This window comes from Variovorax sp. OV084 (genome assembly GCF_900111625.1).
In the GTDB taxonomy this organism is placed as follows: Bacteria; Pseudomonadota; Gammaproteobacteria; order Burkholderiales; family Burkholderiaceae_C; genus Variovorax.
The window spans coordinates 23,509-45,210 of sequence record NZ_FOII01000002.1; the positions used below are offsets into that span (position 1 = coordinate 23,509).

22 protein-coding genes are annotated in these 21,702 nt (G+C 67.1%); 6 read left to right on the forward strand and 16 right to left on the reverse strand.

Going from position 1 to position 21,702, the window contains the following annotated elements; all coding sequences use genetic code 11:
• Positions 1-16 precede the first annotated feature (16 nt).
• The 4 genes from BMW87_RS06430 to mnhG are packed head-to-tail and all read left to right on the forward strand — an operon-like array spanning position 17 to position 2,800.
• Complete coding sequence (locus tag BMW87_RS06430; RefSeq protein ID WP_093076046.1) at positions 17-1,684, forward strand: monovalent cation/H+ antiporter subunit D; 1,668 nt, start codon at positions 17-19, stop codon at positions 1,682-1,684.
• Entirely contained in the window at positions 1,681-2,172 is a 492-nt protein-coding gene (locus tag BMW87_RS06435) for a Na+/H+ antiporter subunit E (RefSeq protein WP_093075295.1), read from the forward strand. Before BMW87_RS06430 ends, BMW87_RS06435 begins: the two co-directional genes overlap by 4 nt.
• Positions 2,169-2,447: a K+/H+ antiporter subunit F gene (locus BMW87_RS06440; protein ID WP_093050069.1), complete on the forward strand. Its 279-nt coding sequence runs from the start codon at positions 2,169-2,171 to the stop codon at positions 2,445-2,447. The genes BMW87_RS06435 and BMW87_RS06440 overlap by 4 nt, the downstream gene beginning before the upstream one ends.
• On the forward strand, positions 2,444-2,800 hold the full coding sequence (gene mnhG, locus BMW87_RS06445) for a monovalent cation/H(+) antiporter subunit G (RefSeq protein WP_093050066.1): 357 nt from the start codon (positions 2,444-2,446) through the stop codon (positions 2,798-2,800). The genes BMW87_RS06440 and mnhG overlap by 4 nt, the downstream gene beginning before the upstream one ends.
• Positions 2,801-2,856: 56 nt before the next feature.
• Here the strand turns inward: mnhG and BMW87_RS06450 are convergent, their stop codons facing one another.
• The 7 genes from BMW87_RS06450 to BMW87_RS06480 form a co-directional block, all read right to left on the reverse strand.
• Positions 2,857-3,879 (reverse strand): XdhC family protein, encoded by a 1,023-nt coding sequence (locus tag BMW87_RS06450; RefSeq protein WP_093075297.1) that lies wholly within the window; start codon positions 3,877-3,879, stop codon positions 2,857-2,859.
• Between the two features lie 14 nt (positions 3,880-3,893).
• Positions 3,894-4,562: an SRPBCC family protein gene (locus BMW87_RS06455; protein WP_093075300.1), complete on the reverse strand. Its 669-nt coding sequence runs from the start codon at positions 4,560-4,562 to the stop codon at positions 3,894-3,896.
• Between the two features lie 34 nt (positions 4,563-4,596).
• Positions 4,597-5,817, reverse strand: a complete 1,221-nt coding sequence (locus BMW87_RS06460; protein WP_093075302.1) for a vWA domain-containing protein — start codon at positions 5,815-5,817, stop codon at positions 4,597-4,599.
• Entirely contained in the window at positions 5,814-6,704 is an 891-nt protein-coding gene (locus tag BMW87_RS06465) for an AAA family ATPase (protein ID WP_093050042.1), read from the reverse strand. Before BMW87_RS06465 ends, BMW87_RS06460 begins: the two co-directional genes overlap by 4 nt.
• Before the next feature lie 67 nt (positions 6,705-6,771).
• The gene (locus BMW87_RS06470; protein ID WP_093050039.1) at positions 6,772-7,563 is read right to left on the reverse strand and encodes an FAD binding domain-containing protein; all 792 of its coding nucleotides are present in this window, start codon (positions 7,561-7,563) and stop codon (positions 6,772-6,774) included.
• A 20-nt stretch (positions 7,564-7,583) separates the two neighbouring features.
• Positions 7,584-9,968, reverse strand: coding sequence for a xanthine dehydrogenase family protein molybdopterin-binding subunit (locus BMW87_RS06475; RefSeq protein WP_093050036.1), 2,385 nt, complete (start codon positions 9,966-9,968; stop codon positions 7,584-7,586).
• Positions 9,969-9,981: 13 nt separating this feature from the next.
• Positions 9,982-10,479, reverse strand: coding sequence for a (2Fe-2S)-binding protein (locus BMW87_RS06480; RefSeq protein WP_093050034.1), 498 nt, complete (start codon positions 10,477-10,479; stop codon positions 9,982-9,984).
• Between the two features lie 178 nt (positions 10,480-10,657).
• Here BMW87_RS06480 and BMW87_RS06485 point away from each other — a divergent pair, with 178 nt between their 5' ends.
• Complete coding sequence (locus BMW87_RS06485) at positions 10,658-11,803, forward strand: helix-turn-helix domain-containing protein (protein ID WP_093075305.1); 1,146 nt, start codon at positions 10,658-10,660, stop codon at positions 11,801-11,803.
• Positions 11,804-11,830: 27 nt separating this feature from the next.
• Here the strand turns inward: BMW87_RS06485 and BMW87_RS06490 are convergent, their stop codons facing one another.
• From BMW87_RS06490 to BMW87_RS06530, 9 genes are all read right to left on the reverse strand, one after another.
• Positions 11,831-12,208, reverse strand: coding sequence for a nuclear transport factor 2 family protein (locus BMW87_RS06490; protein ID WP_093075307.1), 378 nt, complete (start codon positions 12,206-12,208; stop codon positions 11,831-11,833).
• 92 nt (positions 12,209-12,300) lie between these two features.
• Complete coding sequence (locus tag BMW87_RS06495; RefSeq protein ID WP_093075310.1) at positions 12,301-13,794, reverse strand: M81 family metallopeptidase; 1,494 nt, start codon at positions 13,792-13,794, stop codon at positions 12,301-12,303.
• On the reverse strand, positions 13,791-14,909 hold the full coding sequence (locus tag BMW87_RS06500; protein WP_143062569.1) for an ABC transporter substrate-binding protein: 1,119 nt from the start codon (positions 14,907-14,909) through the stop codon (positions 13,791-13,793). The genes BMW87_RS06495 and BMW87_RS06500 overlap by 4 nt, the downstream gene beginning before the upstream one ends.
• Positions 14,906-16,159, reverse strand: coding sequence for a Zn-dependent hydrolase (locus BMW87_RS06505; protein ID WP_093075315.1), 1,254 nt, complete (start codon positions 16,157-16,159; stop codon positions 14,906-14,908). The genes BMW87_RS06500 and BMW87_RS06505 overlap by 4 nt, the downstream gene beginning before the upstream one ends.
• Positions 16,160-16,193: 34 nt before the next feature.
• Positions 16,194-16,907, reverse strand: a complete 714-nt coding sequence (locus tag BMW87_RS06510; RefSeq protein ID WP_093050016.1) for an ABC transporter ATP-binding protein — start codon at positions 16,905-16,907, stop codon at positions 16,194-16,196.
• A complete protein-coding gene (locus BMW87_RS06515; RefSeq protein ID WP_093050013.1) occupies positions 16,904-17,671 on the reverse strand; it encodes an ABC transporter ATP-binding protein in 768 nt (255 codons plus the stop codon). Before BMW87_RS06515 ends, BMW87_RS06510 begins: the two co-directional genes overlap by 4 nt.
• The gene (locus BMW87_RS06520) at positions 17,668-18,627 is read right to left on the reverse strand and encodes a branched-chain amino acid ABC transporter permease (RefSeq protein WP_093076048.1); all 960 of its coding nucleotides are present in this window, start codon (positions 18,625-18,627) and stop codon (positions 17,668-17,670) included. The genes BMW87_RS06515 and BMW87_RS06520 overlap by 4 nt, the downstream gene beginning before the upstream one ends.
• An 8-nt stretch (positions 18,628-18,635) precedes the next feature.
• Complete coding sequence (locus BMW87_RS06525; RefSeq protein ID WP_093075318.1) at positions 18,636-19,496, reverse strand: branched-chain amino acid ABC transporter permease; 861 nt, start codon at positions 19,494-19,496, stop codon at positions 18,636-18,638.
• A gap of 24 nt (positions 19,497-19,520) precedes the next feature.
• Complete coding sequence (locus BMW87_RS06530) at positions 19,521-20,726, reverse strand: ABC transporter substrate-binding protein (RefSeq protein ID WP_093075321.1); 1,206 nt, start codon at positions 20,724-20,726, stop codon at positions 19,521-19,523.
• A gap of 206 nt (positions 20,727-20,932) precedes the next feature.
• Here BMW87_RS06530 and BMW87_RS06535 point away from each other — a divergent pair, with 206 nt between their 5' ends.
• Entirely contained in the window at positions 20,933-21,697 is a 765-nt protein-coding gene (locus tag BMW87_RS06535) for a FadR/GntR family transcriptional regulator (RefSeq protein WP_093075324.1), read from the forward strand.
• The last annotated feature ends 5 nt before the right edge of the window (positions 21,698-21,702 follow it).

Sequence of the window (21,702 nt, forward strand, 5' to 3'; positions counted from 1 at the left end):
ACTGCTCGAGTTCAGCATGCCGCACCTGGTGGCGGTGCCGATCCTCGTGCCCATGCTCACGGCCGCGCTCATGCTGCTGCTGGGCGAGAACCGGCGGCGCACCAAGTCGGCCCTGAGCGTGGTCTCGGGTCTCGTCGGCCTGCTTGCCGCGCTCGCGCTGCTGCGCTGGGTGAACGCTGCCGACACCGGCGGCGGCCCCGGCTCCATCGGCGTCTACCTGCCGGGCAACTGGCGTGCACCCTTCGGCATCGTGCTGGTGGCCGACCGGCTCTCGACCATGATGGTCGCGCTCACGGGCGTGATCGCCTTCGCCGCATCGATCTATTCCACCTCGCGCTGGGACCGCGCGGGCGTGCATTTCCATCCGCTGCTGCAACTGCAGCTCATGGGCCTGAACGGAGCCTTCCTCACGGGCGACCTGTTCAACCTGTTCGTCTTCTTCGAGGTGATGCTCGCGGCCTCCTACGGCCTGCTGCTGCACGGCTCGGGCCGGCTGCGCGTGCAGGCGGGGCTGCACTACATCGCGATCAACCTCGCTGCGTCGTCGCTGTTCCTGATCGGCGCGGCCATCCTGTACGGCGTGACCGGCACGCTCAACATGGCCGATCTCGGCGTGCGCATCGCCGAACTCGCGCCGGGCGACCGCGGCCTGGTGCACGCGGCGGCGGCCATCCTCGCGACTGCCTTCTTCGCCAAGGCCGGCGCGTGGCCGCTCAACTTCTGGCTGGTACCGGCCTACAGCGCATCGGTGTCGCCGGTGGGCGCGGTGTTTGCGCTGCTGACCAAGCTCGGCGTCTACACGATCCTGCGGCTGTGGACCGTGCTGTTCGCGCCCGACACCGGCGACTCGGCCGCCTTCGGACAGGCGGCGCTGGTTGGCGTGGGCCTTGCCACGCTGTTCGGGGGGGCGCTCGGCATCGTCGGCACGCAGCGGCTGTCGAACCTCGCGGGCTTCAGCGTGCTGGTGTCTGCGGGCACCCTGCTCGCGGCGGTCGGGCTCGGCCAGCCGGCCGTGTGGGCCGGCGCGCTGTACTACCTGCTGAGTTCCACGCTCGCGGTCAGCGCCTTCTTCCTGCTGACCGACATGATCGAGCGCTGGCGCAACGCGGGCATGAGCGTGGCGCCGCACGAGGCGGCCGGCAACGCGCCCTTTCTTGCCGAAGACCTGCGCGCACTCAACGACGTGAACCTCGACGACGAGGCGCAGGCACTCTACGGCCGCGCGATTCCCGCCGGCGTGGCCTTCCTGGGCCTGAGCTTCATGGGCTGCACATTGCTGCTCGCGGGCCTGCCGCCGCTGTCGGGCTTCATCGGCAAGTTCGCGATGCTCTCGGGCATGCTCGGCGCCAAGGCGATCGGCACCGCCGGCTGGATCTTTCTTGCGCTGCTGATCGCCTCGGGCTTTCTCTCGCTGATTGCATTGAGCCGCACCGGCATCCGCCACTTCTGGACGCAACTCCACCCCACCATGCCCTCGCTGCCCGCACTCGAAGTGCTGCCGGTGGCCGGGCTGCTCGCGGCCAGCGTGGCGCTGACTGTGTGGGCCGGGCCTGTCATGCAGCACGCCAGGGCCACCGCTGAAGGACTGAAGACACCCACGCCCTATCGCAACGCGGTGCTGGGCGCGCGGCAGATTCCGAATCCGGTGAAAAAGGAAGAAGCAAAGGAAGGCACGGCCCCATGAAGCGCCTGATTCCTTCTCCGTCGCTGTCCTTCGCGCTGTTCATCGTCTGGCTGCTGCTCAACCAGTCGCTCGACGCCGCCACGCTGCTGGCGGCCCTGATCCTCGCCATCGCGGTGCCGCTGCTCACCGAGGGCCTACGCCCGGCGGCGGTACGCATGCGCAGGCCCGGCGTCGCGCTGCGGCTGTCCTTCGTCGTGACCTTCGACATGCTGAAGTCGGCGTACGACGTGGCCCGGCTGCTGCTCACGCGACGCACCTCGCGGATCGCCTCGAAGTTCGTGCAGATTCCGCTCGACATGCGCGACCCCAACGGGCTCGCGGTGCTGGCCATGGTGATGTGCCTCACGCCCGGCACCGCCTGGGGCGAAGTGTCGTTCGACCGCAGCACGCTGCTGATCCACGTGTTCGACGTGGACGACGAAGCCGCCTTCGTCGCACTGATCAAGCAGCGCTACGAGCGCCCCCTGATGGAGATCTTCGAGTCATGACACCCATCCTCTTCTGGGCCCTGAAGTTCGCGCTCTTCCTGCTGGCCGTGGCCATGCTGTGCGCGCTCTCGCGGTTGCTGATCGGCCCGAGCGCACAAGACCGCGTGATGGCGCTCGACTGCCTCTACATCAACGGCATGCTGATGATGCTGGTGCTCGGCATCATCTACGCGAGCAACGTCTACTTCGAGGCGGCGCTGCTGATCGCGCTGTTCGGCTTCGTCGGCTCCACGGCCATGGCCAAGTTCCTGCTGCGCGGGGAGGTGATCGAATGACGGACTTCATCGTGGGCCCACTGCCGCTGTGGGCCGAGATCATCACCGCCGTGTTCGCGGTACTGGGCGCGGCCTTCGCGGCCATAGGTTCTTTCGGCCTGGTTCGGCTGCCCACCTTCTTCCGCCGCATCCATGCGCCCACGCTGGGCGCGACGGTCGGCGTGTGGTGCATGACGGTCGCCACCATCGTCTATTTTTCGGTGCAGGGCTTCAGCCTGTTCCTGCATGCGGTGCTGATCGTGCTGTTCATTGCGCTCACGGCGCCGATCACCACTATCTTTTTGATGCGCGCGGCGCTGTTTCGTGAGCGGCAGAAGGGGGGCGACGTGCCGCCCGAGGCGAAGTCGGGCTGATTCACTGGTGGAAGGGAGCACCCTGTGCCATTCGCACGCACCCCGAAAAAAGCAAATCAGCTCGGCTGCAACTGCTGCATTTCCTTGGCCCGCGCCACCTCGACCTCACGCGGCAGCGTCACAGCGTTCTTCACAGCCAGTATCTCGGCCATCACGCTCACCGCGATCTCCGGCGGCGTCTTGCTGCCGATGTAGATGCCGATAGGCCCGCGCAGCCGCGCGAGCGATTCTTCGGTCTGGTCGAAGTGCTCGATCATGCGGTCGCGCCGCGCGTCGGCATTGCGACGCGAGCCGATGGCGCCGACGTAGAAGGCTTCGCTCTGCAGTGCTTCGAGCAGCGCGAGGTCGTCGAGCTTGGGATCGTGCGTGAGCGCGACCACGCAGCTGCGGCGGTCGGGCTTGAAGGCCAACACCGCGTCGTCGGGCATCTCGGTCGTGATGTGCACGCCGGGCAGCGACCACGCGGTGCGGTACTCGGCGCGCGGGTCGCACAGCGTCACGGCAAAGCCGCTGAACTTGGCCATCGTCGCGAGGTACTCGGCCAGCTGGCCGGCGCCGATCAGCAGCATGCGGTACTCGGGGCCGAAGGTGTTGGTGAGCTCGGTGTCGTTCACGGTGAGCTCGTCGGGGGCTTTCGCCTCGGCGAGCCGCACCGCGCCGGTGGCGAGCGTCACCGTGCGCTGCATGAGCTTGCCTTGTTCCAGCTGCTCGACCAGCAGGTCGAGCGAGCTGGCATCGGGCGCGTATTCGAGCAGCAGCTCCAGCGTGCCGCCGCAGGGCAGTCCGAAACGATGCGCCTCGTCGGCGGTAATGCCGTACTTCACGAGCGCGGGTGGCGCACCCAGCGGCACGTCTTCGCCCTTGCCATGCGCGTGGCTGTAGCGCGCGATCAGGTCGTCCTCGATGCAGCCGCCCGAGACCGAGCCGACCACCGCGCCGTCTTCGGCCAGGGCCATGATCGAACCCACGGGCCGGGGCGACGAGCCCCAGGTGCGCACAACGGTCGTCAGCAGCGCGCGCTTGCCGGCACGCCGCCAGTCGCGCAGCGTGCGCAGCACCATGACGTCGAGGTTTTCCATGGCGCGGCCGGTTCCTAGCTGCTGGCGTCGCCCGGTACGGCGGGCGCGTCCTTGTTGTCGCTGTTGTCGTCCTTCTTGCCGAGGCCGATCTTCTTCATGAGGCCGGACATCATGCCGGCCTTCTCTGCAGGCGCTTCGGCGGTGGCTTCCACGACGGGCGCGGGCGGCGGGCCGTAGCGGCTCTGCATCTCGGCCTCGAAGCGCTTGAAGAAATCGTCGGCGGTCGACTTGGCTGCGCCGTCGATCAGACGCTGGCCGAGCTGGGCGATCTTGCCGCCGACCTGGGCCTGCACGGTGTAGTCGAGCTCGCAGCCGGGGACGGCAGGAGACGATGCGGCCTCGGCTTCATGCGAGACGGCAGCCTCGGCCGGTGCAGCTTCGGCCGTCACCGGCTTGAGCGAGACACTCGACGAGCCCTTGGCGAACCCTGCCACGCCGCCCTGCCCTTCGAAGCTCAGCTTGTAGCCATCGGGCGCCACGATGTCCGACAGCATCACCTTGCCGTTGAACTTGGCCGACACCGGGCCGATCTTGACGGCGAGCGCGACGCTGTACTGGTTGTCACCCGTGAGCTCGAACTTGTCGCAACCGGGAATGCACTTCTTCAGTGTCTCGGGGTCGTTGAGCGCTTCCCAGGCCTGTTGTTGGGTGATGCCGAGGCGGCGGTTTCCGAGCATTTCCATGGTGGGTTTCCTTTGTCTTCCTTCCCGGGCAACGCTAGCGGCCGGACCGCATCAGGGCGGCCAGGCTCGCTGCGAGCTGTTCGAGTGCGCTGAGATTGTGAACTGCCAGCATCGCGTCTGCTTGCCGGTGCAGAACACTGGCCCCACGCGCCAGAGGGGCGTAGCCCTCGAAGCGCAGCAAGGGGTTGAGCCACAGCAGGCGGCGCGAATGGCGCTTGAGCCACAGCAGCTCCTGCTCCAGCAGCGACGGTTCGCCGGTGTCGAGGCCATCACTGATCACCAGCACCAGGGTGCGGCGGCCGGTCAGGCGGCGGGTGTGGGCGCGGCGCAATTCGGTCAGGGAGCTGCCGAGCCGCGTGCCGCCCGCGAAGTCGTCGATGGCGAGGCTGGCGGCGCCGAGCATGGCGTCGGTGTCGGCGAGCCGGAAGGCGGGGGTCAGGTCGGTCAGGCGGGTGCCGAAGGCGAACACGTCGCGCCGGCCCGCGCGGCGAGTGGCGGCGTGCAGGAAAGCCAGCAGCAAGCGCGCATAGCGCTCCATCGAGCCCGACACATCGACCAGCACCAGCAGCGGCAAGGGCTGCTGGCGCCGGGCCAGTTTGGGCAGCCGCAGGATCTCGCCGCCCGTGCGCGCCGCCTCGTGCAGCACGCCTGGCCAGTGCATGCGCGCGTGCTGCCGGCCCGCGTCGCCAGCCACGCGCAGACGGCGCGACGGCAGCTCGGGAATCGGCAGCCTGATGTCGCGCGCAAGCCGCTCGACCAGGCGGTACTCAGAAGCGCCGAGCGCGTTGAAGTCCGCATGCTGCAGGCGCTGGCGGTCGCTCGACGTCATGGCAGCGTCGAACTCGATCTCGCGGTCGGGCTTGGCCAGCTCGGCTGGCTTGGCAGGGTTGCGCGGTGCGGTGAGCGCCTCGCGCACGCGCGGCCGGCGCTTCGATGGCTCCGCCTTGCCTTCGGCGCTCGGCAGCATCTGTGCGAGCAGCTTGTTGGCCAGCTCCGGATCGCGGAACCAAGCGTCGAAGAGTTCGCGGAACACCATGCGGTCCTGCTCGCGGCTCACCATCACGGCTTCCATCGCGGCGCTCAGGTCGAGCCTGTCTTCCACGCCTACCAGCGTGGCCGCTTCGGCAGCCAGCGCGATGCGCATGGCGTCGGTGCGCACGCCGGCACGGCGCAGCGCACGGCCGAAGGCGGTGATGTTGCCGGCGAGCTTGCCGCTGCGAACGTCGCCGAGTTGCTGGATACCGGTGGTCGTCATGCCTCGGGCTTGAGCAGGTCCGACGCCAGCTCCCGCGTCAGCGCGGCCACGTCGTCGCGCTGCTTGAACAGGATGCCGGCGGTGTCGACCACCACCTCGGGGTCGAGTTCGACGGTGTCGAGCGCAATCAGCGCCCTCGCCCATTCGACGCTCTCGGCGATGCCGGGTGCACGTTGGAAGGCGTTGACGAAAGGCGCCTCGCGCAGCCGCGCGACGAATGCCGACACCTGCGCCGACAGCTTCTCGCCGGCCTGCGGCACCTGTGCGCGCACGATGGCCAGTTCGCGCTCTCGCTCGGGATAGTCGAGCCAGTGATAGAGACAGCGGCGCTTGACCGCATCGTTGAGTTCGCGCGTGCGGTTGCTCGTGAGGATGGTGACGGGCGGCACCACGGCGCGCACCGTGCCCAGCTCGGGAATGCTCACCTGGTACTCGCCCAGGTATTCGAGCAGGAAGGCCTCGAAGGGCTCGTCGGCGCGGTCCACCTCGTCGATCAGCAGCACGGCGCCGGGCAGCGGCGTCTGCAGCGCCTGCAGCAGCGGGCGGCGGATCAGGTAGTGCGGCTGGTAGACCTCGGCTTCCACGTCGCGCGCCGCGCCCGTGGCTTCAGCCGCGCGCATGTGCAGCAACTGCGCCGCGTAGTTCCATTCGTAGAGCGCTTCGCGCTGCTCCAGGCCGTCGTAACACTGCAGGCGCAGCAGCTCGCGGTTCAGCGCGGTCGACAGCGCTTTGGCCAGCTCAGTCTTGCCGACGCCGGGCTCGCCTTCGAGCAGCAGCGGGCGCTGCAGCTTGAGCGCAAGAAACACAGCCGTCGCCAGCCGCCGGTCGGCGAAGTAGCCGGCCTGCACCAAAGCTTCGGAAAGGGAATCGATGGTCGGAAAGATCATGGCGAAGCGTAGCGGAAGACGCGAGGGTATCGCGCCTTCCGGTGGGCAATCGGCAGCCCCGGCCTCTTCAGCCCAGGGCCTTGGTGACGGCGCGTTGGGTCAGCACGCTGATCAGGTTCGCGCGGTACGCAGCCGAGGCATGCAAGTCGCTGTTGAGATCGCTCGCGTCGATCTTCACCGCTGCAGCGGCGGCTGCGGTGAAGCTCTTGTTGAGCGCGTCTTCCAGCCCGGCATGGCGGAACACGCCGTTGCCCGCGCCGGTGATCGCCACGCGCACGCCGCTGTCGTATTGCGCAAGGAACACGCCGACCAGCGGAAAGTTGGATGCCTTCTGGCGCAGCTTTTCGTAGACGGCGCGCTTCGGAATGGGAAAGCGGATCGCGGTGATCAGCTCGTCTTCTTCCAGCGCCGTGGTGAACAGGCCCAGGAAGAAATCGTCCGCCGCAATCTCGCGCTTCGACGTGACCACGGTCGCGCCCGAAGCAAGCACCGCGCTGGGATAGCACGCCGCCGGATCGTTGTTGGCCACCGAGCCGCCGATGGTGCCCATCGCGCGCACCTGCCGGTCGCCGATGCGCGAAGCCAGGTCGGCCAGCGCCGGGTAGGCGGCCTTCACGTCGGCGTTGTTCGCCACGTCGAGATGGCGCGACATGGCGCCGATGGTGATGGCGTTGCCGTTTTTCGTGATGCCGGTGAGCTCCTTGATGCCGCTGAGGTCCACCAGCTGTTCGGGCGCCGAGAGCCGCAGCTTCATCGAAGCCAGCAGGGTCTGCCCGCCCGCCAGCGGCTTGGCGCCGGCGGCAACGAGTTTGGCCGCATCGGCCACGGTGGCGGGCCGTTCGAGTGTGAAGGCATACATGGTGTGATTCCTTCTTTGTTTTAGTGTTGGGCCACGGCCTGCATCGCTTCCCAGACGCGGCTGGGAGAGGCAGGCATATCGAAATCCTTGACGCCCAATGGCGCCAGCGCATCGAGCACCGCATTGATCACGGCCGGCGGCGAGCCGATGGCCCCCGCCTCGCCGCAGCCCTTGGTGCCGAGCGGGTTGTGTGTGCACGGGGTGCACACGGTGTCGAGCTTGAATTGCGGAAAGTCGCCTGCTCGTGGCATGGCGTAGTCCATGAAGCTGCCGGTGAGCAGCTGGCCGGTCTCGTTGTCGTAGACGCAGTTTTCGAGCAGCGCCTGGCCGATGCCCTGCACCAGCCCGCCGTGTACCTGGCCCTCGACGATCATCGGGTTGATGATGGTGCCGAAGTCGTCCACCGCGGTAAAGCGGTCGACCTTGACTTCACCAGTCTGCTTGTCGACTTCGACCTCGCAGATGTAGGTGCCGCCCGGAAAGGTGAAGTTGGTCGGGTCGTAGAAGGCGGTTTCGTTCAGGCCCGGTTCCAGCTTGTCGAGCGGGTAGTTGTGCGGCACGTAGGCCGTGAGCGCCACCTGGCCGAAGGGGATCTTCTTGTCGGTGCCCTTGACCGTGAACTCGCCGTTGGCGAACTCGATGTCGGCGTCGCTCGCCTCCATCAGGTGCGCGGCGATTTTCTTGGCCTTGGTCTCGATCTTGTCGAGCGCCTTCATGATGGCCGCGCCGCCCACCGAGATGGAGCGCGAACCGTAGGTGCCCATGCCGAAGGGCACGCGGCCGGTGTCGCCATGCACCACGTCGACGTTCTCGACCGGAATGCCCAGCCGCGCCGCGACGACCTGCGCGAAGGTGGTTTCGTGGCCCTGCCCGTGGCTGTGCGAGCCGGTGAACACGGTCACGCTGCCGGTCGGGTGCACGCGGATCTCGCCGCATTCGAACAGGCCCGCCCGCGCGCCAAGCGCCCCGGCAATGTTCGACGGCGCAATGCCGCAAGCCTCGATGTAGCTCGAGTAACCGATGCCGCGCAGCTTGCCCTTGGCCTCGGTGGCCGACTTGCGCGCCGCGAAGCCATCGACCTCGGCCAGCACGCGGGCCTTGTCCATGCAGGCGTGGAAGTCGCCCGTGTCGTACTGCAACGCCACCGGCGTCTGGTACGGGAAGGTGCTGATGAAGTTGCGCTTGCGGATCTCGTCCTGCCCCAGCTTCATTTCCCAGGCGCAGCGCGACACCAGCCGCTCCAGCAGGTAGGTAGCCTCGGGCCGCCCCGCTCCGCGGTAGGCGTCGACCGGCGCGGTGTTGGTGAACCAGGCGTCGACCTCGACGTAGATCTGCGGCGTGGTGTACTGGCCCGCCAGCAGCGTGGCGTAGAGGATGGTGGGCACCGCGGTCGAGAAGGTCGACAGGTAGGCGCCGAGGTTGGCGTCTGTATGCACGCGCAGCGCGAGGAACTTGCCGTCTTTGTCCATCGCCATTTCGGCGTGGCTCACATGGTCGCGGCCATGCGCGTCAGACAGGAAGCACTCCGAGCGTTCCGCCGTCCACTTGATGTTGCGGTTGAGCTGCTTGGCGGCCCAGGTCAGGCACACGTCTTCTGCATACAGGAAGATCTTGGAGCCGAAGCCGCCGCCCACGTCGGGCGCTATCACCCGCACCTTGTGCTCTGGCAGGCCCAGCACGAAGGCCGTCATCAGCAGGCGCTCGACGTGCGGGTTCTGGTTGGACACGTAGAGCGTGTAGTCGTCGGTGCCCCGGCTGTAGCTGCCGATGGCCACGCGCGGCTCGATGGGGTTGGGAATCAACCGGTTGTTGACCAGGTCGAGCTTGGTGACGTGCGCGGCATTGGCGAACACCGCATCGACCGCCGCCTTGTCGCCCAGCGCCCACTTGTAGCACTGGTTGTCGGGCGCCTCGTCGTGCAGCACCGCGCCGCCGGCCTTTTTCGCCGCGTCGGCCACGCTCACGAGCGCGGGCAGCACGTCGTAATCGACCACCACCGCCTCGGCCGCGTTCTTGGCCTGCTCGACCGTCTCGGCCACGACCATCGCGACATGGTCGCCCACGTAGCGCACCTTCTTGATCGCGAGGATCGGGTGCATCGGCTCCTTCATGGGGGTGCCGTCGGGGTTGTTGATGAGCCAGCCGCAAGGCAGGCCGCCCATCTTTCCTTCGATGTCCTTGCCGCTGAAGATACCGATCACACCGGGCATCTTCAGTGCCTCGGCAATGTCGATCGACTTGATGGCGGCGTGGGCGTGCGGCGAGCGCACGAAGACCGCATGGCTCTGGTTGGCCAGCGTGATGTCGTCGGTGTAGTTGCCGGCGCCGGTCAGGAAGCGGTAGTCTTCCTTGCGCCGTAGCGCCTCGCCGATGTGCGGCAGGTTCGAGAAGTCGGAAGCACCCATGATGTCGCTCCCTTCATGCCGTTACGGTTGTCTTGACGGGAGTGCCCGAGGCCATTGCCTCGCCGCCCATCTTCACTGCCTTCACGATGTTCTGATAGCCCGTGCAGCGGCACAGGTTGCCGTCGAGCAGTTCGCGGATTTCCGACTCGCTCGACTTGGGGTGGTGGGTGCACAGGTCGATTGCGCTCATGACCATGCCGGGAGTGCAGAAACCGCACTGCAGGCCGTGGCATTCCTTGAAGGCCGCCTGCATGGGGTGCATGGTGCCGTCAGCCTCGGCAATGCCCTCGATGGTGGTGATGTCCGCGCCGGCAGCCTGGGCTACCAGCACATTGCAAGATTTGACGGCCCGGCCATTCACGTGGACGGTGCAGGCACCGCACTGGGCGGTGTCGCAGCCAACGTGGGTACCGGTGAGATGGAGGTGCTCCCGGATGGCGTAGACGAGGAAGGTGTTGGGAGGAGCGTCGACCGTGACCTGACGGCCGTTGACCTTGAAAGCGACCTGCATTTGGCTGTCTCCGTTAAAGGTGATGGCTGTTTCAGCAAAAGCATCTTGGATGCCGACCTTTCGCACTATCCTAGGCAAAACCCTTGACACTTGCACAGACCGCGCGAAATTCTCAAAATGAAACAGCTTGCCGTCCGGCGAGCCAGGAAAAGCCGCCCCACACGCGCGAAAAACCACGATGCCCGTCTCTATCGTTTCGCCATCGCCTGAGCGTTCCCTGGCCATTGCCCAAGCCCGCCGCGAAGTGATCGAGGGCGAGTCGGCCGCCCGGGCGCGCGGCGCCGCCTGCGTCGATTCGTGGATCACCCGCTCCTGGCAGCGCTGCATCGAGGCCGGTCGCCGGCCCCAGCAGCGAGTCAGCTTCGACCCGGTGAGCCGCTCGGCCAGCCGCGACGTCGCCGAGCGCAACCGGGCGCTGGTCTCGGCGGCCCGTCCGGTGATAGAGCGGCTGTCGCGCGCCATTGCCGACACCCGTTATTTCGCCGTACTGACCGATGCCGACGGCATCGTCATCGACGTGGGCAACCTGCCTGACGGCGCCGACGCCGCCAGCCGGTATGCACGCGACATCGGACGCGTCGGCGTCGACCTGTCTGAGCGCGCCATCGGCACCAGCGCCATCGGCACCGCACTGGCCGAGCAGGAATCGGTGTGGCTGCACCGTGGCGAGCATTTCTTCGACGACACCGGCGTCTACAGCTGCGCCGGCGCCCCGCTGTTCGGCCCCCGTGGCGACTGCATCGGCATGCTCGACCTGACCGGCGTGCAGGTGGTCGAACGACCCGAGCTGCGCCACCTGGCCACCCTGTCGGCGCGCAGCATCGAGAACATGCTGGTGATGCGCGAACCCTGCGAACTGCTGCTGCACCTGGCGTGGCCCGGCAGCACGAACAGCGAGGCCACCGAGGGTCTGCTGTGCATCGACGCCACCGGCAGCGTCACGGGCGCCAACGCGGCGGCCCGGCAGATGCTGCACCAGCCGCTGCCGCGCAGCGAGCATGCATTGCACTTCAACGACCTGTTCGCGCTGCCGCTGCACATGATGTTCGACGCGGCCCGACGCGCCGACGCGGTGCTCGAAGTGCCGCTCTGGTCGGGCCTTCGGGTGCAGGTGCGACCCCAGCGCAGCAGCACCAGCGGCACGGCGGGCGCGCCTGCTTCCGACACCCGCCCGCGGCTGCGCGATGTGGAAACCGCGCTGATCCGCAAGGCAGTGGCCGATGCGCGCGGCAATGTGGCGGAAGCGGCACGGGCCCTGGGCATCAGCCGGGCGACCGTCTACCGCAAGCTGTGGCGTGGACGGCCGGCCGGCGCGCCGGATTGAGCGCCGGCGTTCAGTTTTCGTTCAGGCTCAGGCGCCGACCGGCACCTTGTCCAGAAAGCCCGTCACCGAACTGAGCTTGCCTGCATCGAGCCGCACGAAGTCGGTGCCCTGAATCAGGTCTTCCGCTCCGCTCGGCCCCAGCGTCCATGAAAAACGCAAGTGGTCGCCGTGCGCATCGGCCTTGCCCAGCAGGTTGAAGCGAAAGCCCGGGTAGCGCTGGTGCACCACGCCGACCAGCGCACTGATCTGCTCGTGCCCGCTGGCCTGCGCCATCGGGTCCACGTAGCGGGCGTTGGCCGTCCACCCGGCTTCGATCAGCGCGGCGCGGCGCGCGGCATCGGTTTCGTTCCAGACGGCGATGTAGCGTTGGGCGATCGCGGTGGCATCGTGTGCGGCGGTGTTCATGATGACGATTCCTTTCGAGGGTTTCGACCCGCAACATCGCGGGGTGAAGGAATGGTCGCGTCGCACGCGATTCGCGTCGATGACGTCTCAGGTCATGCTGCAGCGTCCATCGAGGCGTTCGCATCCAGCGGAAACACCGGCCGGCGCACCTTGCTGAACGGGAACAGGCTGTAGTCCGAGCTCGTGACGCCCGGGCTGTCGCACTCCACCAGCGCGGCCGACAGCGGCTCGAACACCGGCCGGCAATACATGCGCGACTTGAGCAGCAGAAAGCGCTCCTTGCGCGGATCGAGCCCCGCGCATTCGAAGACGCCGATATCCCAAGGCTCCTGCGTGCGCTCGGTCACCACGATGCGCGCCGTGCCGATGTCGAACAGCACCGTGCGCCCCATGCTGCTGCGCTGGCCGGTATAGGTGGGACCGGTAATGACGTACTCGCCGTCGCTGATGGTTCGCACGGTGCCCGTCAGGCGCACCGGCGTCTTCGAGAGGCCGATGCCTTCGAGCGAGACCTTGTTGCCGAGCGCCACCGTCACCTGCGCGCCCTCGCCCGCCTCGACCAGTTGCGCCACCGCTTCGGGGTCGCACAGCGGCCCGACGCCGATGCCGTGCAGCCCCTGCGCCAGCGCCTCCTGCAGAACGTCCATGGTGTCGCAGCTGCCGCCGGACATGCAGTTGTCGCCATGGTCGAGCAGCAGCACCGGGCGCGTCGCGCCCTCGGCAATCAGCTTCGCGCGCCCGATCGACTGCGCCAGCGGTTCGCTGCGGTAGATGAAGGCCTCGCGCTCGCTCCACATCTGCGCGGCGATGCGGTCGGCCGTGGCCTGCGCGCGCTCGGGCGACTGCGCATCGACGACGATCACGCTCATGCACGGCGACTCGATGTCCGACAGCGAAAAACCCGCCAGGATCGACACCGCGAGCGACTCCGACTTCTCGGCCTCGCGCGCCGCCTCGATGGCGCGCTGCATCGCGCCTGTGAACGACGCACTGCGCAGCGTGTGCGCCATCAGCGGCAGCCGGTGCCAGCGCATCGCCGGCTTGCTGCGCCCGGCCAGCAGGTCGAGCAGCAGGCGGCCGGCGTGCTCGCCGGTCTCGTACATGTCGATGTGCGGGTAGGTCTTGAAGCCGACGATCACGTCCGCGTTTTCCACCATCTCGGGCGTGACGTTGGCATGCAGGTCGAGCGCCACTCCAATGGGCACGCCCGGTGCCGCCGCGCGCAGGCGCACCAGCAGGTCACCTTCGCCGTCGGCGCTGTTCTGCGCCACCATCGCGCCGTGCAGGTCGAGCAGGATGGCATCGCAACCCGCAGCCGCATCGACGATGCATTGCGTCAGCAGCGTGTAGGCCTGCGCGTCGACCGGCCCGCTCGGGTTGGCCGAGGCCGACACCGGCGTGACGAGTTCGGCGCCGGCCGCTTCGGCCAGGTCGATGAAGGCCGACATCGCCGTGCGCATGCTCTTGTTGTCGCGGTAAGCCTGCTCGCCGAAGGTCGGCCCGTCGGGCCCGAAGGCCGCGAGCGGCGTGGGCACGGGCGAGAAGGTGTTGGTCTCGTGGTTGAGGCGCGCTATCAAGACTTTCATTGAGCAAACTTCCCGCCGCTTGCCAGCATCGTGATGTCGCCGAAATTCGAACCGTTGCGGTTGTCGGCCTTGAACGTCAGCATGTAGCCACCCAGGTTCATGGGCGGCGAGGTCTCGATGGTTCGCCTGAGCGATTCGGTGGTGATCGGCCCCTTGACACGCTGCAGCGCTTCCGCAAACGCCTTGGCCGTGATGTAGCCCTCCAGGCCCAGGTAGGAGCCCTCGCCCTCGCTGCCCGCGCTCTTGCGCGCGCGCTGGTACTCGTCGACGATCGGGAAGCGGGTCTTCCAGAACGGCGGCATCACCTGCGACAGCACGATGCCGCGGCTCTTCTCGCCGAGCTCCTTGTAGAGCAGGAAAGAACTGGCCACCGAGTTCGTGTAGATCTGCGGATGAATCGGCGCGGCGACCAGCGCCCGGATCATGTTGATCGCCGGCATGCCGGCCGCAATGACGTACACGGCCTGCGCGCCGCTGGCAATGATCTGCTGCGCGGCGCGCGTCGGTTCCTTTTCCTGCGGGTCGAAGCGCAGCGCCAGCACCTGGGACAGCCCGTTCTTCTGGAGCGCGTCTATCGCGTCCTTCTCGATGCCCTTGCCGTAGGCGTCGTCGCTGGAGACGATGGCGATGCGCGTCAGGCCCACCGTCGCCAGATGGGTCATCACGCGGCGCACTTCGTCGGCGTACGACTCGCGCACGTGATAGATCGGCACCTTCGGCCCGCGCAGCACCGCGGCACCGGTCAGCCCGCCGAAGATGAAGCTGTCGTATTTCGCCGCCACGGGCGCCATGGCCGCACCGATGCCCGTGCCCATGGTTCCGAAGAGGCAGACCACGCGGTCGGTGCCCAGCAGCTTCTCGGCGTTGGCCGCGGCCTTGTCGGCCGCATAGACATCGTCGTACGTGATCATCTTGACGGGCCGCCCGCCGATGCCACCGGCCTTGTTCAGCTGGTCGAACAACAGCGTCTGGCCTTCCATGAACGCGAGGCTGTTAGGTGCCAGCGGCCCCGTCAGTACCGCGGACTGGCCCACCAGGATGGGTTCGGCAGCGCTTGCCGGCACCACGGACCACGCGAGGGCAAGCGCCATCAGGGCGCGGCTCCACGCCTTCACGACACGACTCCCGCGCTTTGCAGCATGGCTTGCAGCAGCACGTTGCAGCCGGCTTCGAGATGGTCGGGCTGTGCGTCCTCGATCTCGTTGTGGCTGATGCCGTCGAGACAAGGCACGAAGATCATGGCCGTGGGGCACACGCGTGCGAGGTACACCGCGTCGTGGCCCGCGCCGCTGATCACGTTCATCCAGGTCATGCCCTGCGCCTGCGCAGCTTCGCGCACGGCAGACACGAGCTTGGGAGTGAAGGGCTGCGGCTGGAAGTACACGACCTGCTCCACCGACATCTCGACCTTGCCCTTCGTGGCAATGCGCTGCACGGCTTCTTTCAGTTCGGCGTCCATGGCCGACAGCACCACGTCGTCGGCCGCGCGCAGGTCGACGCTGAGCTTCACGCGGCCCGGGATCACGTTGCGCGAGTTCGGGTAGTTGTCGATCCAGCCGACCGTGCCGCGCCCATGCGGCGCGTGGGCGAGCGCGATGCGGTTGACCTCGATCACGAGTTCGGAGGCGGCCAGCAGCGCGTCCTTGCGCAGCTCCATCGGCGTGGGGCCGGCATGGGCTTCCATGCCTTGCACCACCACGTCGTACCAGCGCTGGCCGAGAGCGCCTTCGACCACGCCGATCACGCGCTCGTTGGCTTCGAGCACCGGGCCCTGCTCGATGTGCGCCTCGAAGTACGCGCCCACCGGCGATGTTGTTGCCGACGCGGGCGTGCTGCCCGCGTAGCCAATGGAGGCAAGCGCGTCGGACACGCTGACGCCGTCGTTGTCGCACTGCGCCAGTGCATGCTCGAGCGTGAACGCACCGGCGAACACGCCGGAGCCCATCATCACGGGCACGAAGCGCGAGCCTTCCTCGTTGGTCCACACCGCCACTTCGAGCGGCGCCTCGGTTTCGATCTTCGCGTCGTTCAGGCTTCGGATCACCTCCAGCCCCGCGAGCACGCCGTAGTTGCCATCGAACTTGCCACCGGTGGGTTGCGTGTCGATGTGGCTGCCGGTGGTAACGGGCGGCAGCGCGTTATTGCGGCCGGCGCGGCGCGCGAAGATGTTGCCGATGGCGTCCACGCGGACTTCGCAGCCCGCCTCGCGCACCCAGCGCACGAACAGGTCGCGGCCCTGGCGGTCGAGGTCGGTCAGCGCGATGCGGCAGACGCCGCCTTTCTCGGTGGCGCCGAGTTGCGCCAGTTCCATCAGCGAGTTCCAGAGCCGCTGGCCGTCGATGCGGAGTTCAGTGTGTGAGTTCATGGCTTTGCGATAGGGATGAGTGTTGCGGGAAGCCTCAAGCAAGGCCCACGCCCAGATAGCGGTCTTTCACTTCATGGTCGGCCATGAAGGCTGCGTTGCCGGCCTCGTGCACGATCACGCCCTGCTCCACGATGTAGTGGCGATCGGCCAGCTGCACGCAGACTTCGAGGTTCTGCTCGACCAGCAGGATGGCCACGCCGGCCGCCTTGATGGTCTTCAGCTGCGCGACGATCTCCTCGACGATCACCGGCGCCAGGCCCTCGACGGGCTCGTCGAGGATCAGCAGGCGCGGGTGGTTCATGAGCGCGCGGCCAATGGCCAGCATCTGCTGCTCGCCACCCGAGAGCTGCCCACCGCCGTTGCGCCGCCGCTCCTTCAGGCGCGGAAAGATGCGGTAGATGTCGGCCAGCTGCCAGGGCGATTCGCGCCGCAGGCCGAGCAGCAGGTTTTCTTCTACCGTCAGCAGCTTGAAGACGCCTCGGTGCTCCGGCACCAGGCACACGCCGCGCGTGGCGATGCGGTGCGGCGGCATGCCCGCGATGTCGGCGCCCTGGAAGCGCACGCGCCCGCTCGTGGGGGTGACCGCACCAGCAATGCTCTTGAGCGTGGTCGACTTGCCCGCGCCGTTGCGGCCCAGCAGCGTGACGAGCTCGGCCTCGCCCACGCGCATCGAGATTCCCTGCAGCACGTGGCTCTTGCCGTAGTGCGCATGGAGTTTTTCGACTTCGAGGATGTTCTGGCCGCTCATGCCTTGCCTCCGGTGATCATGTTGCCCAGATAGGCCGTGCGCACGCGCGCATCGGCACGGATGTCGCCCGGCAGTCCCTCGGCGAGCACGCGGCCCAGTTGCATCACGGTCACGGTGTCGGAAATGTCCATCACGATGTTCATGTTGTGCTCGATCAGCACCACGGTGTGCCGGTCACGCAGGCTGCGAATGAGCTGCTTCATGTCGTCGAGGTCGTCGATGCCCATGCCCGAGGTCGGCTCGTCGAGGAAGATGGCCTTCGGCCTGGCGGCCAGCGCCATGCCCACTTCGAGGCGGCGCTGCTGGCCATGCGAAAGCTCGCTGGCCGGCGTGTTCGCCAGCCGTTCGAGCCCGACGCGCTGCAGCACCTCGTCCACCGTCTGCGTGCAGGCCAGTTCGCCGACTGGCGCGCGCCAGCAGTTCATGGCCTGGCGCGGCGAAACGCCCTGCGCCGCCACGCGCAGGTTCTCGCGCACCGACAGGCTGAGGAACAGCGCCGTGACCTGGAACGAGCGCGCCATGCCGCGCTGCACGCGCCGGTGGTCGGGCTCGCGCGTGACGTCGTGGCCGTCGAACAGGATGCGGCCGCCAGTGGTCGTGCCGGTGCCCGTGAGCATGTGGAACAGCGTGGTCTTGCCCGCGCCGTTGGGACCGATCACCGAATGCACGGTGTTGCGCCTGATCTTCAGGTCGACCCCGCCGAGCGCGGCGAACTTGCCGTAGTGCTTGGTGACGCCAATGGCTTCGATGAGAACGTCGCTCATGCCTTCTCCCCTTGCGCGGCAGGCGCGTTTGGAGCCGGTGGCGTCCGCCGGAAGATGCGTTTCCAGATGCCCTCGCCCAGCCCCCAGAGCCCGCGCTGCATGCCGATGCTCACGCCGATCAGCAGCAGCCCAAGCAGCAGCAGCCAGCGCGGCCACAGCGTGGAGAGCCAGTCGGCCAGCAGCACATAGAAGGCCGAGCCCAGCACCGAGGCGAACAGGTTGCCGGTGCCGCCGATCACGGTGATGACCAGGATCATTTCGCTCGTGTGGTACTCGGCGTTCGACAGCGGCGCGATGCCGGTCATCATGGCGTGCAGCCCGCCCGCCAGACCGGTGACGGCACCCGAGATCATGAAGGCCAGCAGCTTGAAGCGCTTGAGGTCGTAGCCCACGGCGGCGGCCCGATCCTCGTTGTCGCGGATGGCGAGCAGCGTGCGGCCGAAGATCGAATCGGTCACGCGCAGCAGCAGGCCGAAGGCGATCAGGAAGATCACCGCGACGAAGGCGTAGTACTTCCACGGCGTGTCCATGAAGCCGGGGCGCGGCACGTCGAGCAGGCCGTTGTCGCCGCCCGTGAGGTCGGTCGCGGTGTAGGCAATGAAATAGAACATCTGCGCGAAGGCCAGCGTGAGCATCACGAAGTAGGTGCCGCGCTGGCGGATGGCAACCCAGCCGACCACCGCCGCGCCGATCGCACCCATGGCCATGGCCGCGAGCAATGCGAGCGGCATGGGCAGGTGCAGGCGCGTGAGCAGAATCGCGATGGTGTAGCTGCCCAGCCCGAAGAAGATGCCCTGCCCGAAGGACAGCAGCCCCGTGTAGCCCAGCAGCAGGTTGCAGCCCAGCGCTGCCAGCGCGTAGATGAGCACTTCGCTCGCGAGCGAGCCCGAGCTCAGCACCAGCGGCAGGCCCAGCGCGGCGATCAGCGCCAGGAGGAATGTGATTTTTCTCGGCATGACGTCGTTCATCCTTTGCGGCCGAGCAGGCCATGCGGGCGCAGCAGCAGCACGGCTGCCATCGCGATGTAGATCATCAGACTCGCCCCCGGCGGCCAGATGGTGCTCATGAGGCTTTGAACGATGCCGATCACCAGCCCGCCCACGAGCGCGCCGCCAAAGCTGCCGAGCCCGCCGATCACCACCACCACGAAGGCCACGCTCAGCGCCTCGACGCCCATGAAAGGCTCCGCACCCCGAATCGGCGCGGCCAGCACCCCGGCCAGCGCAGCAGTGGCCGCGCCAAGCGCAAACACCAGGCTGAACACGCGGAACACGTTGATGCCGAGCAGCGACACCATCTCGGTCGATTCGCTGCCCGCGCGCACCGCGCTGCCCAGGCGCGTGCCTTCGAGCACCCCCCACAGCAGCACCGCGAGCACGGCGGTGAAGCCGATCACGAACAGCCGGTACTTGGGATAGACGAAGGCGCCCCACATGACCACGCCCTGCAGCAGGTCGGGCGTGGCCACGCTGTTGCCCAGCGGGCCCCAGAACACGATCACGATCTCCTGCACCGCGAGCGCGAGGCCCACCGTCACGAGGATGTGGAATTCGTGCGCCTTGGCATACACGCGGCGCAGCAGCAGCTTCTCGGCCAGCCAGCCCAGCGCGCCGACGGCTAGCGGCACCACGAGCAGTGCGACCCAGAAGTTCAGGCCCCACTGCATGGCCTGGTAGCACAGGTAGGCACCCAGCAGATAGAAAGCCCCGTGCGCGAAGTTCACGAAGCGCAGCAGGCCGAACACGATGGACAAGCCAACGGCCAGCAGGAAATACAGCATGCCGATGCCGATTCCGTTGATGGTCTGGAGCAGGTAGACGGACATGGGCGCGTCGGTGTCCTTGCGTGCTCAGGCCAGCTTGCAGCCGGTCTTGTCGACGGGCAGGAACGACTTGCCCGAGCTCACCACGTCGACGTAGTCGGCAGCGTCCTTCATCTTCGACTTCGCCTTGCCCTTGAGCAGGTAGTAGTCCTTGATGACCTGGTGGTCGGCCTTGCGGATTTCCTCGGTGCCGGTGAGGCCGTCGAACTTCATGCCTTCGAGCGCGGCAATCACCGCCTTCTGGTCCACGGTGCCGGCCTTCACGATGCCATCGATCAGGATCTTGGTGCAGACGTACGAGCCCGCGAGGCTGTAGTTGGGCACGATCTTGAGCTTGTCGGCGGTGCGCTTCACCAGGTCCTTGTTGAGGGAGGTGTCGGCCGTGTGCCAGTACTGCGCGCCAAAGTAGACGCCGTCGCACAGGTCGGCGCCCAGCTCGTCGAACTGCTCCAGCCCCGAGGCCCAGGCCATGAGGATCGTCATGTTCTTGTGCATGCCGAAGCTCACCGCCTGGCGCAGCGCGGCCGAAGACTGCGCACCGAAGTTCAGCAGCAGCAGCACGTCGGGCTTGGCGGCCATGGCGTTGGTGAGGTAGCCGCTGAATTCCTTCTCGTTGAGCGAGTGGTAGCTGTTGCCCACGTGCTCGATGCCCTTCTCCTGGAAGATGTTCTTGGCCGCGCTCAGCAGGCCGTCGCCGAACACGTACTGCGGCGTGATCGTGTACCAGCGCTTGGCCTTGGGCATCGAGGCGATCAGCGGACGCACCGTCTGCTCGATGGCGCCGAAGGTGGGCACCGACCAGCGGAAGGTGGCGGGGTTGCAGTCCTTGCCGGTGATTTCATCGGCGCCGGCGGTGGTGATGAACAGGCCGCCGGCCTTCTCGGCCTCCTTGCCCATGGCCAGCGCTTCCGACGAGAGGATGCCGCCCGCGAAGAACTTCGCGCCCTGCTGCTGCGAGGCTTCCTGCACTTTGCGCACCGCGGTGGCCGGCTTGCCTTCGGTGTCGAGCACCGTGTAGGCCAGCGGACGCTTCAGCACGCTGCCGTACTGCTCGATGGCCAGCTTCATGCCCAGGTCGGCGAACTTGCCATTGGCTGCGAAGGCACCCGACATCGGGACCGGGCAGCCGAAGCGGATCGCGTCCGCCGACTGGGCAAAGGCGGCGCGGCCGCCCAGGAGCGAAGCGGGGGCAGCCGACAGGGCGGCCAGCTGAAGAAGATGTCTGCGTTGCATGAGTTCTCCGGTCGTGGTGGGAAGTAAGGGAAAGGTGGTGCCTGCGATCGCTGGCGAATTTAAGCGGATAAATCGGATTAATATGCTGGTAAAAACCCGCTAGCAATCCTTGTGCCCAAAACCAGACCGCCCCGTCGCACGACGCCGTTTAAGATCGCCCGCTGTTGCGCATCCCGCGCATCTCCCGATGGGCATGGAGCGTGTGAATGAGAGTGGGGCAGAACCGCCCGAAGCGGCAAAAGCTCTCGGACGTCATCGTCGAAGACGTCAAGCGCTGGATCGTGGCGGAGCGCAAGCAGCCCGGCGACCGGCTGCCGAACGAGAAAGAACTGATCGAGCTTTTCGGCTATTCGAAGAGCACGGTGCGCGAGGCCTTGAAGGCGCTGGAGGTGCGCGGCCTAGTCTCCATCCGCACCGGCCCCGGCGGCGGGGCGTATCTGCAGCAGGTGTCGGTGGACCATGCATCGGAGCCGCTGCGCAACTTCCTGCACTTTCACCATCTCGACGGCCATCACATCTACCAGTTGCGCAAGGCACTGGAGCCCGAGCTGGCCGTGAGCGTGGTGGGCCGACTGACACCCGAGCAGTTCGAGCAGCTGGAAGAAAACGTCCGGCTGTGCACGATCGAGCCGACCAACGAAGACGAACTGCGCACGCAGCGCGAGGCCGAACTCGGCTTTCACACGATGCTGGCCGAGAGCTGCCCCAATCCGGTGCTCTCCTTCATGTGCCGTTTTCTCAACGACCTGCTGCGCGACCTCGTGGTCTACAAGAAGGCGCTGGACCACCACCACTTCGGCGAAGCCAACGTCGACTATCACACGCAGCTGCTGGCCGCCTACCGCAAGGAAGACGCCGAAGAAGTGCGCCGGCTGATGTCCGAGCACATGATCGATGCCGAGCAGCACATGCACGAGATGGAGGCGCATATCGGCGCCAAGCATCTGTTGCTGCCGAGCGGGCAGCGCTGACCTGC